The organism is Streptomyces soli (assembly GCF_003999195.1).
In the GTDB taxonomy this organism is placed as follows: Bacteria; Actinomycetota; Actinomycetes; order Streptomycetales; family Streptomycetaceae; genus Actinacidiphila; species Actinacidiphila soli.
In genome coordinates this window covers 1-14348 of sequence record NZ_RJVR01000303.1, presented here as the reverse complement: position 1 = coordinate 14348, position 14348 = coordinate 1, and the positions used below count along the sequence as shown (strand labels likewise).

Below are 14348 nucleotides of genomic sequence, written 5' to 3'. Positions count from 1 at the left end.
GGGCGGCAGGGCCTCAGTGGCCGCTGTGGTCCGCCCCGGCCTCCACCGACCCGCCCAGCTGCTTCTGCACCGGCTTCAGCGCCGCGGTCTCCGCCTGGACCACCCAGCGGGTGCCCACCAGGTACGAGCCGCCGTACGGCTCCGCGTCGTCCAGCCAGGCGCGCTGGCCCTTATCCGAGGCGAAGGTGAGCAGTACGTACGTCTGGTTCGCCGTACTGCAACTGCCCTGGCGCAGCTCCGCACTGTCGGTCTGCACCGAGGCCGTGCAGCCGATGGCACTGGCGATCCGCTCCAGCTTCACCGACCCGCCGTCGGCCTGCTGCCCGCCGGCCGACGACCCGCAGCCCGCCGCCAGCAGCCCCGCAGCCGCCACCGCTGCCCACCGTACGCGCGTCACACGACCTCCCTGCGTTAACCGGGGGCCGATGCTAGCCAGCCGACGCCCTCCGGCGACCGGTCGGAGGGAATCCGGCGCCCCGGGAGCGCCCGTATGCCAAAATGCGTCCCCGCGCGTGCGGGACGCGTCCGATCGGGCATACTCATCGCGCCGCAGCTGCTGGTCAGGCCGCGCCGTGACCCGGCGGGAGACCATCGGTACACGGTCACGACCCACGGCGCGCCCGCCACACCCTGAGCGGATGTCGCCGCAGCCCCCGACAGGGAGGAGAGCGCCGCCATGTCTCACGACGGCCAACCGCCGGTGGACCGACAGCTGCCCACCGAGGAGGCCCGCGACCTGCTCGCGCTCGTACGCGAGCTGGCACAGCGGGAGATCCGACCCTCGGCGGCCGAGGAGGAGGACGCGGGCGTCTTCCCGCGCGACACCTTCACCCTCATCGGCCAGGCCGGTCTGCTGGGCCTGCCCTACGCCGAGGAGTACGGCGGCGGAGGACAGCCCTACGAGGTCTACCTCCAGGTCCTCGAGGAGCTTGCCGCCGCCCGGCTCACCATCGGGCTCGGCGTCAGCGTCCACACCCTGGCCTGCCACGCCCTGGCGTACTTCGGCAGCAAGGAACAGCGCACGGAGCACCTGCCCGCCATGCTCGGCGGCTCCCTCCTGGGCGCCTACTGCCTCTCCGAGCCCGCCTCCGGCTCCGACGCGGCGTCCCTGCGCACCCGAGCCGTCCGGGACAGCGCCGCGGACACCTGGTCCATCGACGGAACCAAGGCCTGGATCACCCACGGCGGCATCGCCGACTTCTACACCGTGCTCGCCCGCACCGGGGCCGAAGGACCGCGCGGCATCACCGCCTTCCTCGTTCCCGGTGACGCGGCGGGCCTGTCGGCGGCCCGGCCCGAGAAGAAGATGGGCATGAAGGGCTCGCCCACCTCCCAGGTCCACTTCGACGGCGTTACCGTCCCCGACGCCCGCCGCCTCGGCGACGAGGGCCAGGGCTTCACCATCGCCCTGTCCGCCCTCGACTCCGGCCGCCTCGGCATCGCCGCCTGCGCCATCGGCCTCGCCCAGGGCGCCCTGGACGAGGCCCTCGAATACACCATGGGCCGACGCCAGTTCGGCCGCCCGCTGGTGGACTTCCAGGGCCTGCGCTTCATGCTCGCCGACATGGCCACCAAGATCGAGGCCGGCCGCGCCCTCTATCTCGCCGCCGCCCGACTGCGCGACTCCGGCCGGGAGTTCTCCCGCCAGGCCGCCATGGCCAAGCTCTTCTGCACCGACGCCGCGATGCAGGTCACCACTGACGCCGTCCAACTCCTCGGCGGTTACGGCTACACCGCGGACTTCCCCGTGGAGCGCTACATGCGCGAGGCCAAGGTCCTGCAGATCGTCGAGGGCACCAACCAGATCCAGCGGATGGTCATCGCCCGCCACCTCGCCGGGCCCGAGAGCGCCCCGTAGAACGCCACGGTGCCGCGCCACCAGGGGCGCGGCACCGCCGAACAGTCCGCGGTCGTGCTTAGAGGCAGCGCGAATAGGTGGGGCGGCGTCGCGTGCCGATGGCTCTTGCCTGGCGGCGTTGTGGTCGGTCGACGACGTCCCCCAGCCTGGCGGCTGGGTGGGGGTCCTCCCGGACGGAGTCCGGGGGAGAGTGCCCCCACCGCCTTGCCAGACTCGGCCCTCGCTCCGCTCCTTCACCCACCCCACCTATTCGCGCGGCCTCCTAGCTAAGCCGCCCGCTGCAACGGCATCCGGAACGGCCGCGATCCGGCGCCGCCCACATGCGAGAACGGCTGGGTACGCCAGTCGAGCCCGGCCGGCAGCGTCAGCAGCACCCCGAAATCCGACTCGTCGGCCTCGTCCGCCTCCCCAGCGGTGGGCTCGGCGTCCCGCGCGGCACGCCCCGAACCGGGGCAGACCGTCAGGCCGAAGGGATTCCACGGCGTCGGGCACAACGCGTGCTCCGGCAGTACGTCCTCGTCCGCGAGGAGCGCGATCGGGCGGGCGCAGTCGGGGCAGGCCACCCGGTAGATCTCATAACCCTCGTCGTCGAAACCGTCCTCGGCGTCCTCCGCCTCCGCCGTGACCAGCTCGAACGCCGGGATGCGTTCGTGCTCCTCCTCGAGCGCGGCGTCCATCCGTTCGCCGCCGCGACTGTGCCGTGCATGGGTGCGCATAGATGCATTCCCCCTCAGGAAGGGCGCCCTCAGTGTGGCCGGCCGGGCGCCTCGGCCTCGACCATAGCGAGCACTTCCCTTCCGCCGCCCCGGGTAATCGCGGCTATCCCCGCGAGCGAAGACGCAGGGTGTGGCCTTCGTCACATCCTGCGTCCCGCGGGTCCCTCCGGTCAGCCGACGTCGACCCAGTCGAAGGTGCGCTGGACGGCCTTCTTCCAGCCTGCATAACCGGCGGAGCGCTGTTCGTCGGTCCACTGGGGGTCCCAGCGGCGGGACTCGTGCCAGTGCTCGCGCAGTTCGTCGGTGTCGCGCCAGAAGCCGGTGGCCAGACCGGCCGCGTAGGCGGCGCCCAGGGCGGTGGTCTCGGCGACGACGGGGCGGCTGACGGGGACGTTGAGGATGTCGGCCTGGGTCTGCATGCACAGTTCGTTGGCGGTGACACCGCCGTCGACCTTGAGGACGTCCAGGTGCACTCCGGAGTCCTGTTCCATCGCCTCGACCACGTCGCGGCTCTGGTAGCAGATCGACTCGAGCGTGGCGCGGGCCAGGTGCGCGTTGGTGTGGAAGCGCGCCAGGCCGACGATCGCACCACGGGCGTCGGAGCGCCAGTACGGTGCGAACAGGCCGGAGAAGGCCGGAACGAAGTAGATTCCCTCGCTGCCGGGCACGGTCCGGGCCAGTCGTTCGCTCTCCGCCGCGTCGCTGATGGCGTGCATCTGGTCGCGCAGCCACTGCACGGCCGACCCCGTCACGGCGATGGAGCCCTCCAGGGCGTAGACGGCGGCCTCGTCACCGAACTTGTAAGCGACGGTGGTGATGAGCCCGTGGCTGGAGTGCACGGCCTCGGTCCCGGTGTTCAGGAGCAGGAAGTTGCCGGTGCCGTACGTGTTCTTGGCTTCGCCGACCGCGAAGCAGACCTGCCCGACGGTGGCGGCCTGCTGGTCGCCGAGAACCCCGGTGATGGGCACTGGTGTGCGCAGCGGACGGCTGGTGCGGGTGGTGCCGTACGCGTCCGCATCGGAACTGGGGGTGATCCGCGGGAGCATCCGGCGGGGAATGCCGAAGATGCCGAGGAGTTCGTCGTCCCAGTCGAGGGTCTCCAGGTCCATCAGCATCGTACGGCTGGCGTTGGTGACATCCGTGGCGTGGATGCCGCCGTTGGGGCCGCCCGTGAGGTTCCACAGCACCCACGAGTCGGTGGTGCCGAACAGGACGTTGCCCTGTTCCGCGGCCTCGCGTACCCCGTCGACGTTCTCCAGGATCCACTTGATCTTGCCGCCGGAGAAGTACGTGGCCGGCGGCAGGCCCGCCCGCCGGCGGATCAGGTCGCCGTGTCCGTCCCGTTCCAGGGCGGAGGCGATGGTGTCGGTCCGGGTGTCCTGCCAGACGATGGCGTTGAAGTAGGGCTGGCCGGAGCGGGGGTCCCATACGACGGTGGTCTCGCGCTGGTTGGTGATGCCGATGGCGGCGAGGTCGGACGCCGAGATTCCGGCGGAGCGCACGGCGTTCTGGATGGCGACGTTGGTGCGTTCCCAGATCTCGACCGGGTCGTGTTCGACCCAACCGGGTCGTGGCAGGTACTGGGTGTGCTCCAGCTGGTGCTTGGTCACTTCGTTGCCGTCGTGGTCGAAGATCATGAAGCGACTGCTGGTGGTCCCCTGGTCCACCGCGCCTACGAAGTCCGCCATGGCTGCTGCCTCTTGTGGGTGATGGTGAGCGAGGGGTGATGGTGAGCGAGGGGTGATGGGTGGTCCGGGTCCGGCGGTTCCCGTGCCCGTCAGGCCTCGGGGCGAGTCGGGGCCCGTCCCGGGGGTTCGGGCGCCATGGTGGGCAGGAACCGCCCGACGAAGAAGTTGTAGGCGACGCCGCCGACTATGCCGCCGACCAGCGGGCCGGCGATCGGCACCCAGAAGTAGAAGTTGCCCCATTGATCACGCCAGGCCGTTCCGTATCCGGTGAGGTAGCTGGCCAGCCGGGGCCCGAAGTCACGGGCCGGGTTGATCGCGTATCCGGCGTTCGTGCCCCACGCCATGCCGATCGCCACCACGATCAGGCCGGTGATGAACGGCCCCATGTTGGCGCCGGGCGGGGCGTTCAGCAGGTCGGTGATGGCCAGGATCACCATCAGCAGGATCGCCGTGCCGATCACCTGGTCGCGGAACGCGCCCCACTCGTGCACCCCGGCAGCGATTGACCCGTTGCCGGGCAGCGTGGAGAAGACGAACTGCGTCTTGAAGGTGTGACCCGGGTCGGCCTTGGCCAGGACTTCGGTGTAGTTCCAGCGCACCAGCAGGGCGGCGGCGAACGCGCCGGCCGTCTGGGCCAAGGCGTAGGGGACGACCTTCTTCCACGGGAAGCCCCTGAAGACCGCCAGCGTGACGGTCACCGCCGGGTTGAGATGGGCGCCGCTGATCCTCGCCGCCACATAGACGCCGAGAGTGACACCCAGGCCCCAGGCCCAGGCGATGCTGTCGTGGTTGCCCAGTCCTCCCGGCGGGTTGGTGAGGGCCCCGCCGGCGACCACCTGGGCCACGACCCCGGCGCCGAACAGGATCAGAACCATCGTTCCGGCGAACTCCGCCGACAGCTCGCGGATCAGACCTGAATGGCGGGTACGTGTCGCCATGGCTTCCCACTTCCTGCCAGTCGCGCGAGGACCGGCTCCGGCCTGCCGCCCCCCCCGCCGGGGGCGCGACAGGCCGTGACGAAGGGTCGCCCGCTCCGTGGACCCCGAGGTCACGCGGCGAGCGTGGGGTGCAGCACCACCTTGGTGAAACCCTCGATCCGCTTGTCGAACTTGTCGTACGCCATCGGCGCCTGATCCAGCGGCAGTTCGTGCGAGACGACGAAGCTCGGCTTGGCCCGACCGGCGATGATCAGGTCGCGCAGCTGGCGGTTGTACAGCTTCACGTTGCACTGGCCGGTACCCATGCGCTGACCCTTTTCGAACATCTTGCCGATCGAGACCAGCAGCTGTCCCTGCTTGGCGTGCTCGTCCGGTGCGCCCGGGTCGGAGGGCACGTACAGACCCGGCACACCGAGCATGCCGGTCGGCCGGACCGTCATAATGAGCGTGTTGAGGACGACCGCCGGCTCCTCGTGGCTGGCGTCGCGGGAGTGGGCCTGGTAGCCGACCGCGTCCACGCCCTTGTCCGTGCCCTCGCCGTCGGTCTGCTCGCGGATCTGCTCCGCCGGGTCGGCCTGGGTGAAGTCGATCGGGATGGCCCCGATCTCCTCCGCCTTGGCCAGCCGCTCCGGCACCCGGTCCACGACGAACACCTTCGACGCCCCGCGCAGCAGCGCCGAGTAGGCAGCCATCAGGCCCACCGGGCCGGCGCCGTAGACGGCAACGCTCTCGCCCGGGGACACCTTGGCCAGCTCGCAGCCGTGGTAGCCGGTCGGGAAGATGTCGGCGAGCAGCACGAAGTCCGTCTCCCACTCGTCGCCCGGTGGCAGCTTCAGACAGTTGAAGTCGGCGTACGGCACGCGCAGATGCTCGGCCTGGCCGCCCGTGTAGGGACCCATCGCCACATACCCGTAGGCGCCGCCGGCGAAGCCGGGGTTCACCGTCAGGCAGAAGCCGGTGAACCCGGCGAGGCAGTTCTTGCAGAAGCCGCAGGCCACGTTGAACGGCATGACGACCCGGTCACCCGGCTTGAGCGAGGTCACGCCCGAGCCGATCTCCTCGATCACGCCGAGGTTCTCGTGCCCGAACACGATCCCCGGCTGGGCCGCGGTGCGGCCCTCGTACATGTGCAGATCGGATCCGCAGATCGCCGTCGACGTCACGCGTACCAACACATCGTTCGGGTGCTGGATCCGAGGGTCCTCCACCTCCTTCACGGCAACGTCGAAGGGGTGTTCGTAGACGACCGCCTTCATCTCCACTCACCTCCGGTGAGGAGTACTTCCGGTCGGCGGCGGCACGCGGGACCGTGAATCCTGCGGGTCGGCTCTCCTCATGACCGCCGGATATATCCAGATAAACCCCGCTCGGTCGGGACGGCAAGGCGGCGGACCGACGTGATCGCCGCGGCCGGCGCCTGCTGCCGGCCTGCCAGGACCCGCCGATCACCCGATGATCCCGGATATCCCACGGGACCATGGACCCTGTAGGTTCTTGCGCTGTGGAGGAGCTGGACCGGCACATCGTGGAACTTCTCGTCGCTGACGGGCGCATGAGCTACACCGACCTGGGCAAGGCCACGGGCCTGTCCACCTCGGCTGTGCATCAGCGCGTACGCCGCCTGGAACAGCGCGGGGTGATCCGCGGCTACGCCGCCATCGTCGACCCCGAAGCGGTGGGCCTGTCGCTGACGGCGTTCATCTCCGTCGCGCCCTTCGACCCCAGCGCGCCCGACGACATCGCCGAGCGCCTCGCCGAGGTCCCCGAGATCGAGGCCTGCCACAGCGTCGCCGGCGAGGAGAACTACATCCTCAAGGTCCGCGTCGCCACCCCCGGCGAACTCGAACACCTCCTCGCCCGAATCCGCACCCTCGCCGGCGTCTCCACCCGCACCACGGTCGTCCTCTCCACCCCATACGAAGCGCGCCCGCCGCGCATCTGAGTCAGGCCCTAGGCTTCGTAGGTCGGCACAATCCCGAAGCAATTCTGCGAGGCAGCACCACATGACCCAGGCCACCCCCGAGCGGAGCGGAACCGTGCTGCTGCGCGGCGGCTTCGTCTACAGTCCGGCCGACCCGTTCGCGACCGCGATGGTCACCGACGGCGACACCGTCGCCTGGATCGGCTCCGAGGGCGCCGCGGACTCCTTCGCCACCGGGGTGGACGAGGTCGTGGACCTGGCCGGCGCGCTGGTCACGCCGGCGTTCGCCGACGCGCATGTGCACACCACCTCTACGGGTCTCGCGCTCACCGGCCTCGACCTGGGTGCCGCCGCGACGCTCGCCGACGCCCTCGCCCGGACCACCGCGTACGCGGCCGCCAACCCCGGCCACCGGGTCCTGCTCGGCCATGGCTGGGACGAGACCCGGTGGCCCGAGGGCCGTCCGCCGACGCGGGCCGAGCTGGACGCCGCGACGGGGGGTCGGCCGGCGTACCTGACGCGTACCGACGTGCACTCGGCGGTCGTGACCACCGCGCTGCTCGACCTGGTGCCCGGAGTCCGGGGCCTGGCCGGCTTCCACGAGGAGGGCGGACCACTCACTCGTGACGCCCACCACGCCGCACGCCGCGCCGCCCACGAGGCCGTCACGCCCGCCCAGCGCGAGGCGGCCCAGCGCGCCGCCCTGCGGCATGCCGCCTCGCTCGGCATCGGCTCCCTCCATGAGTGCGCGGGCCCCGACATCTCCTCCGAGGACGACCTGACGGGCCTGCTGGCGCTCGCCGCCGGGGAACCCGGTCCGCGCGTCTTCGGCTACTGGGCCGAGGCCGCCGCCAACCACACCGACCTCGACCGGATCCGCGCCCTCGGCGCCATCGGGGCCGGGGGAGACCTCTTCGTCGACGGTTCGCTCGGCTCGCACACCGCCTGCCTGCACGCCCCCTACGCCGACGCTGCCCACACCGGCACCGGCTACCTCGACGCCGCCGCCATCGCTGACCACGTCGCCCTGTGCACCGAGGCCGGGATCCAGGCCGGCTTCCACGCCATCGGTGACGCGGCCGTCGCCGCCGTCACCGAAGGCGTACGCAAGGCCGCCGAGCGCGCCGGCCTGGACCGCGTGCGATCCCTGCGCCACCGCGTCGAGCACGCCGAGATGATGACCCCGGACACCATCGCCGACTTCGCGGAGCTCGGTCTCGTCGCCTCCGTACAACCCGCCTTCGACGCCACCTGGGGCGGCGAGGACGGCATGTACGCCCAGCGCCTGGGCGCCGACCGGGCCCGCACCCTCAACCCGTACGCGGCGATGGTGCGGGCAGGCGTGCCGCTCGCCCTCGGGTCCGACAGCCCGGTCACCCCGCTCGACCCCTGGGGCACCGTCCGGGCCGCCGCCTTCCACCGCACCCCCGCCCACCGCATCTCTGTGCGCGCCGCCTTCACCGCCCACACCCGGGGCGGCTGGCGCGCCGCCGGACGCGACGACGCGGGCGTCCTGGCACCCGGCGCCCCCGCCGACTACGCGGTCTGGCGTACCGGCGACCTCGTCGTCCAAGTCCCCGACGAACGGGTCGCCAACTGGTCCACCGACCCGCGCTCCGGCACCCCCGGTCTGCCCGATCTGACCCCCGGGACCACGCTGCCCACCGCGCTGCGCACCGTTGTCGCTGGACAGACGGTCTTCGCACGGCCGGAGGAGTGACGCCGGGCTCCGGCATGCGGCCGAACGGTGTCCCAAGTGCCGTCCAAAGCGGCCTCAACAGGCCCGCACTGACCTGCTGATTTGAGTAAAAGGACCAGGTCAAACCGCTGTTGACAGTGAACGGTGCGGGGCGAGTAGTTTCGGCCGGGTCCACCGCAGGACGTCCGACCGGGGATCCTCCGCTAACCGCCGACCGCCGCTGGGCCGTGGGGCCGCGCCACACGGGCGTGCCTCCACTGGCAGCCAGGTCCAGTGTTCGCGGCGCGGGGCGCGGCTCGCCTCACGGCGAGGTGCCGCCGGCCGGCAGGTGTGACCCGGGGAGGGACCCGGCGCCCAGTAGACAACGGCCTTGTCGCCGACCCGCAGCCAGCGGGTCCCAGGTCGGCCCGAAGGGCGTTCCGGGCCCCTCTCCGCAGATCCCCCCAGTGAGGGGAGCCGGAAGAACCCACCCCCGGCCCGCGCGTAACCCCATCCGAGGTACGGTCACCTACACAGTCACCACCTGCAAGGAAGGCCGCGACCGTGCGCGTGCGCCCCGAAACCGCGCCGGCCCCCGCCGGCCCGGCGACCGATACGCCTCCCGTCGGAGAGCCGGATCCGCGGCCGGCACCCGGCCGCCCGGGCCGGCTCCGCCGAGCCCGCGAGGCCGCTCGCCGGGGAGCCCCCCGCTCCTCCGTCGCCGCCGTACTGGGCCTCGCGCTGGCCGCCGCCTTCCCTCCGTACGACATATGGCCGCTGTCGCTGATCGCCGTCGCCGGGCTCGCCCTCCTCGTGCGGGGCCGCACCGCCCGCCAGGGCGCCTGGACCGGCTTCGCGTTCGGCTTCCCGTTCTTCGTATGGCTGCTGCAGTGGCTGCATGTCGTCGGCTGGGACGCCGTCGTAGGCCTGTCGGCCATCGAGGCGGTGTTCATCGCCGCCCTGGGCGCCGGCCTCGCGGTCACCTCGCGGCTGCCGGCCTGGCCGCTGTGGGGCGCCTGCCTGTGGGTTGCCGAGGAACTGGTCCGTGACCGGCAGCCGTTCGGTGGCTTCCCGTGGGGCCGGCTGGCCTTCGCCAACACCGGTTCGCCCTTCACCCCGCTCGCCGCGCTCGGGGGCGCACCGCTGGTGACCTTCGGCGTCGCCCTCTCCGGCGGCCTGCTGGCGGCGGCCGCCCTGGCCGCGTACCGGCTCCGCGGCAACCCCCGCACCGTCCGCGCCGCGCTCCCGGCCGTCGGGGCCACGGCCCTCGCCGGAGCCGTCCTGGCCTCCGGCTACGGCGTCCCGGTGCCCACGAACGCCACCGACAGCGTCCAGGTGGCCATCGTCCAGGGCAACGTCCAGCAGCCCGGCATGCACTTCCTGGGCCGCCCGCGGAAGATCCTCCAGAACCACGTCCAGGCGACCCTCAAACTGGCCGCCGACGTCAAGGCGGGCAAGGTCGCCAAGCCCGACCTGGTGATCTGGCCGGAGAACTCCTCCGATCTCGACCCCTTCAACGACCCCCAGACGTACGCCGACATCACCGAGGCCGTCCAGGCCATGGGCGTACCCATCCTCGTCGGCGCGCTCGTCGACGGCCCGGACGCGACCCACGTCCAGAACGAGGGCATCGTCTGGGACCCGGTGACCGGCCCCGGCGCCTCCTACACCAAGCAACACCCCGTGCCCTTCGGCGAGTACGTGCCGTACCGCACGGAGCTGACGAAGGTCATCAAGCGGCTCGACCAGATCCAGCGCGACTTCTACCCCGGCAAGAGCACCGGCGTCCTCAACATCGGCGGGGCGAAGCTCGGCGACGTGATCTGCTTCGAGGTCGCCTATGACGGGATCGTGCACGACACCGTCAAGGCCGGCGCTCGCGCCCTGGTCGTGCAGACCAACAACGCCACCTACGGTCTTACCGGCCAGCCCGAGCAGCAGCTCGCGATGTACAGGTTGCGGGCCGTCGAGCACGGCCGTGCCGTCGTCGCCGCCGCCACCAGTGGCATCAGTGCCGTGGTCTCGCCCGACGGCACGATCGAACAGCGCACCAAAGAGTTCACCCAGGACGTTCTCAGCGCGAAAGTGCCGCTGCGTGACGAGATGACGATCGCCGACCGAGTCGGCGAGCTTCCCGAATGGACCCTCGCTATGGTGGGTCTCCTGTCCTGCGCCGGAGCCTTCGCGCTCGGCAGGCGGGGACGTACGGAAGCGAAGGGACAGCAGCAGTGAGCGATGAGGGGCAGCGGAGCTTCAGCCCGCTCGGCAAAGTGTTGGTGATCATCCCGACCTACAACGAGGCCGACAACATCCAGCCGATCGTCGCCCGGGTCCGCTCGGCCGTGCCCGACGCGGACATCCTGGTCGCCGACGACAACAGCCCCGACGGCACCGGCAAGCTCGCCGACGAGCTCGCGGCCGCCGACGAGGCGGTGCACGTCCTGCACCGTAAGGGCAAGGAAGGCCTCGGCGCCGCCTACCTCGCGGGCTTCCGCTGGGGCATCGACCACGGCTACGGCGTGCTGGTCGAGATGGACGCCGACGGCTCCCACCAGCCCGAGGAACTGCCCCGGCTGCTCACCGCCCTCAAGGGCGCCGACGTCGTCCTCGGCTCCCGCTGGATCCCCGGCGGCCGGGTGGTCAACTGGCCCAGGTCCCGCGAAATCCTCTCGCGCGGCGGCAGCACCTACTCCCGCCTCCTCCTCGACGTGCCGATCCGCGACGTCACCGGCGGCTACCGCGCCTTCCGCAAGGAGACCCTGGAGGGCCTCGGCATCGAAGCGGTTGCCTCGGCGGGCTACTGCTTCCAGGTCGACCTGGCCTGGCGCGCGGTCAAGGCCGGCTTCCATGTGGTGGAGGTGCCGATCACCTTCGTGGAACGCGAGCGCGGCGACAGCAAGATGAGTCGTGCCATCGTCCTCGAGGCGTTCTGGCGGGTCGGGGCCTGGGGGATCACCTCCCGGGTCGGCAAGGTGGGCAGGGCCGTCAACCGCCGCTACTGAGCGGCCAGGCACAATTGATCGTATGACGACTTCCGCCCCGCCCCCGCAGGCTCCCCAGCAGCGGCGGTCCCGCGCCCGTACGATCCTGCCGCTGGCAGTGGCCGCCTGGGCCGTGCTGGAGATCTGGCTGCTGACCGTCGTGGCCCGCGCCGCCGGAGGCTTCACGGTCCTGCTGCTGCTCGTCGCGGGGTTCGTCTTCGGCGCGATGGCGGTCAAGCGCGCCGGACGCAGCGCGTGGCGGAGCCTGGCCGAGTCCATGCAGCCGGCCGCCGGTACCGGGCCCGCGGAGGACGGGGCACGAGAGAAGGGCGGTCAGGGCGCCGGCCTGGCGATGCTCGGCGGTCTGCTGCTGATGGTGCCGGGCTTCCTCTCCGACGCCGTCGGCCTGCTGTGCCTCTTCCCGCCGACCCAGGCGCTGCTGCGCAAGGCCGGCGGACGCGCCCTGGACCGCCGCCGGGCGGCGTACGATCCCGGGACGCTCGGTGATCTCTTCCAGCAGGCCCGTACGGCGGACGAGCAGCTACGGATCCACCGCCCCGACGGCAAGGTCATCCAGGGCGAGGTCGTCGAGCGGGACGGAGACGTTTCCGGGAACGACGAAAACCCCGGGTCGCGGCGCTGATCCAGTGCCCCGTCCCGGGGTGCAGAGCGATACCGGGCCCGCCCCTCACGGGCCCGTACCTCACGTCAAGCGGTCTTGCGGTTGTCGCGCGGATGCACCGCGATGTTCATGGCCCCGGAGCGCAGGACAGCGAGGCGCTCGGCCAGCACTTCCTCCAGCTCCTCGAGCGTACGGCGCTCCATGAGCATGTCCCAGTGTGTGCGCGCGGGCTTGGTCTCTTTCTTCTCCGGGCCCTCTCCGTCCACCAGTAGAGCGGTCTGGCCACAGGCGCGGCACTCCCACTCCGGCGGAATCTCGGCCTCAACCGAGAACGGCATCTCAAATCGATGTCCGTTCCGGCATGCGTACTCAACGGTCTGGCGCGGTGCCAGATCGATGCCGCGGTCGGTCTCGTAGCTCGTCGCCCCGAGTCGCGTGCCGCGGAGAGCTCGCTCACTCATGAATCGTGCCTCCCGGGCTTTGTCGCCCACAGGACAGGTGTCGCTGTCGTCGTCATCCGGTCAACGTCCGGTCGGCGGTGAAGATTCCCGTTTCGGGACATGCGCCCGCCCGTCGCCCACCACCACCTTTGTCAGGAGGCGCTGGCGCGCCGCGCTTTTCCTTCCGTCGTGCCGCCCCTTTTCGTACCCATCGGCGCCCGTTTTGTCACATCTGACGAGAGATGTCACCCTGCGCCTTCCTGTCCTTGACGCGCAGTAACGGTCCATCCGGCGGGCCAACGGCGTACACTACCGGCCCGCAGCCCGCGCGGCTAAATCGTCTCGGGGACCGGATTCCCCGCGGCCGCCACCGCCCGCCTCACCGGCACCCTCGCCAGCAGGACGAAACCGATCGCGAAGAACGCCACCAACGAGATGATCGCGTCCCGGTAGCTACCGGTCAGCTGGTACGTCAACCCGAAGAGCAGCGGCCCCAGCCAACTCGTGCCCCGATCGCTCACCTCGTACACCGAGTAGTACTCGGCTTCCTTGCCGCGCGGCACCATGTGCGAGAACAGCGACCGCGAGAGCGCCTGGCTGCCGCCCAGCACCATCCCGATTGCCGCCGCCAGAACGAAGAACCACACCGGCTCACCCGCCGGCAGGAAGTACCCCGCGCCGATCGTCACCGTCCACGCCACCAGCGACCCGAGGACGGTCTGCCGCGCCCCGTACCGCGCGGCCAGCCTGCCCAGCAGCAGGGCGCCCGCCACCGCCAGCACCTGCACCAGCAAAATGGCCGCGATCAGCGTCGACTGGCCCAGGCCCAGCTCCTCCGAGCCGTACACCGAGGCCTGCGAGATCACCGTCTGCACGCCGTCGTTGTAGACCAGGTACGCCAGCAGGAAGCTCAGCGTCAGCGGATACCGGCGCATGTCCCGTACGGTCACCGCGAGCTGCCGGAAGCCCTGTCCCAGCGAGCCCCCCTCGCCGGTACCGGCGGAGGGCGAGGGCACCCCGCGCTCGCGCAGCCGCAGCAGCGGAATGACCGTGAAGGCGCCCCACCACAGCCCGGCCGAGGCCAGGCAGATCCGCACCGCCACCCCCTCCGACATCCCGAAGGCGTCGTGCTGGAGGAACAGCACCAGATTCGCCACCAGCACCACCGACCCGCCCGCGTAGCCGAAGGCCCAGCCACGCGAGGAGACCGCGTCCCGCTCGTCCGGCTCGGCGATCTGCGGCAGGAAGGAGTTGTAGATCACCACCGACGCCGCGTAGGCGACATTCGCCGTGACCAGCAGCGCCCCGCCCAGCAGATACCGGTCCCCGGACAGGAAGAACATCCCCATCGTCGCCCCGGCCCCGATGTACGCGAAGACACCCATCAGCGGCTTCTTGCGACCCGTACGGTCCGCCATCGCCCCGGCCAGCGGCATCACGAAGACGGACAGCAGCACGGAGGCGGAGATCGCGTACGCGAAGTACGACCCGGCGCGGACTGGTATC

At 71.2% G+C, this 14348-nt stretch carries 13 protein-coding genes; 6 read left to right on the top strand and 7 right to left on the bottom strand.

Going from position 1 to position 14348, the window contains the following annotated elements:
* Positions 1–13 precede the first annotated feature (13 nt).
* Positions 14–397: a hypothetical protein gene (locus EFK10_RS52345; RefSeq protein ID WP_127359518.1), complete on the bottom strand. Its 384-nt coding sequence runs from the start codon at positions 395–397 to the stop codon at positions 14–16.
* Positions 398–676: 279 nt separating this feature from the next.
* Between EFK10_RS52345 and EFK10_RS34100 the strand changes: the two genes are divergently transcribed.
* Positions 677–1858, top strand: coding sequence for an acyl-CoA dehydrogenase family protein (locus EFK10_RS34100; protein ID WP_127359517.1), 1182 nt, complete (start codon positions 677–679; stop codon positions 1856–1858).
* 266 nt (positions 1859–2124) lie between these two features.
* Here the strand turns inward: EFK10_RS34100 and EFK10_RS34095 are convergent, their stop codons facing one another.
* The 4 genes from EFK10_RS34095 to EFK10_RS34080 all read right to left on the bottom strand — a co-directional run bounded on the left by EFK10_RS34095 (position 2125) and on the right by EFK10_RS34080 (position 6456).
* A complete protein-coding gene (locus EFK10_RS34095; RefSeq protein ID WP_127359516.1) occupies positions 2125–2574 on the bottom strand; it encodes a hypothetical protein in 450 nt (149 codons plus the stop codon).
* Between the two features lie 170 nt (positions 2575–2744).
* Positions 2745–4262, bottom strand: a complete 1518-nt coding sequence (gene glpK / locus EFK10_RS34090) for a glycerol kinase GlpK (protein ID WP_127359515.1) — start codon at positions 4260–4262, stop codon at positions 2745–2747.
* A gap of 89 nt (positions 4263–4351) precedes the next feature.
* A complete protein-coding gene (locus EFK10_RS34085) occupies positions 4352–5200 on the bottom strand; it encodes an MIP/aquaporin family protein (protein ID WP_127359514.1) in 849 nt (282 codons plus the stop codon).
* Between the two features lie 110 nt (positions 5201–5310).
* Complete coding sequence (locus EFK10_RS34080; RefSeq protein WP_127359513.1) at positions 5311–6456, bottom strand: glutathione-independent formaldehyde dehydrogenase; 1146 nt, start codon at positions 6454–6456, stop codon at positions 5311–5313.
* 245 nt (positions 6457–6701) lie between these two features.
* Here EFK10_RS34080 and EFK10_RS34075 point away from each other — a divergent pair, with 245 nt between their 5' ends.
* The 5 genes from EFK10_RS34075 to fxsA all read left to right on the top strand — a co-directional run bounded on the left by EFK10_RS34075 (position 6702) and on the right by fxsA (position 12423).
* On the top strand, positions 6702–7142 hold the full coding sequence (locus EFK10_RS34075) for an Lrp/AsnC family transcriptional regulator (RefSeq protein ID WP_206305702.1): 441 nt from the start codon (positions 6702–6704) through the stop codon (positions 7140–7142).
* Positions 7143–7203: 61 nt separating this feature from the next.
* Entirely contained in the window at positions 7204–8841 is a 1638-nt protein-coding gene (locus EFK10_RS34070) for an amidohydrolase (RefSeq protein ID WP_127359511.1), read from the top strand.
* A gap of 522 nt (positions 8842–9363) precedes the next feature.
* Positions 9364–11031, top strand: a complete 1668-nt coding sequence (lnt, locus tag EFK10_RS34065; protein ID WP_127359510.1) for an apolipoprotein N-acyltransferase — start codon at positions 9364–9366, stop codon at positions 11029–11031.
* Positions 11028–11801 carry a polyprenol monophosphomannose synthase gene (locus EFK10_RS34060; protein ID WP_206305701.1) on the top strand — a complete coding sequence of 258 codons (774 nt, stop codon included), beginning with the start codon at positions 11028–11030 and terminating at the stop codon, positions 11799–11801. The genes lnt and EFK10_RS34060 overlap by 4 nt, the downstream gene beginning before the upstream one ends.
* Positions 11802–11823: 22 nt before the next feature.
* The gene (gene fxsA / locus EFK10_RS34055) at positions 11824–12423 is read left to right on the top strand and encodes an FxsA family membrane protein (protein WP_127359508.1); all 600 of its coding nucleotides are present in this window, start codon (positions 11824–11826) and stop codon (positions 12421–12423) included.
* Positions 12424–12488: 65 nt separating this feature from the next.
* Here the strand turns inward: fxsA and EFK10_RS34050 are convergent, their stop codons facing one another.
* Positions 12489–12863: an RNA polymerase-binding protein RbpA gene (locus tag EFK10_RS34050; RefSeq protein WP_127359507.1), complete on the bottom strand. Its 375-nt coding sequence runs from the start codon at positions 12861–12863 to the stop codon at positions 12489–12491.
* A gap of 311 nt (positions 12864–13174) precedes the next feature.
* The coding region (locus tag EFK10_RS34045) for an MFS transporter (protein ID WP_127359506.1) at positions 13175–14348 on the bottom strand (1174 nt) is incomplete at its 5' end.

What these genes read in the sequence shown, in the direction of transcription:
- EFK10_RS34100 (WP_127359517.1), top strand. Translation starts at nt 677, where the DNA reads ATGTCTCACGACGGCCAACCGCCGGTGGACCGACAGCTGCCCACCGAG.
- EFK10_RS34095 (WP_127359516.1), bottom strand. Translation starts at nt 2,574, where the DNA reads ATGCGCACCCATGCACGGCACAGTCGCGGCGGCGAACGGATGGACGCC.
- glpK (WP_127359515.1), bottom strand. Translation starts at nt 4,262, where the DNA reads ATGGCGGACTTCGTAGGCGCGGTGGACCAGGGGACCACCAGCAGTCGC.
- EFK10_RS34085 (WP_127359514.1), bottom strand. Translation starts at nt 5,200, where the DNA reads ATGGCGACACGTACCCGCCATTCAGGTCTGATCCGCGAGCTGTCGGCG.
- EFK10_RS34080 (WP_127359513.1), bottom strand. Translation starts at nt 6,456, where the DNA reads ATGAAGGCGGTCGTCTACGAACACCCCTTCGACGTTGCCGTGAAGGAG.
- EFK10_RS34070 (WP_127359511.1), top strand. Translation starts at nt 7,204, where the DNA reads ATGACCCAGGCCACCCCCGAGCGGAGCGGAACCGTGCTGCTGCGCGGC.
- fxsA (WP_127359508.1), top strand. Translation starts at nt 11,824, where the DNA reads ATGACGACTTCCGCCCCGCCCCCGCAGGCTCCCCAGCAGCGGCGGTCC.
- EFK10_RS34050 (WP_127359507.1), bottom strand. Translation starts at nt 12,863, where the DNA reads ATGAGTGAGCGAGCTCTCCGCGGCACGCGACTCGGGGCGACGAGCTAC.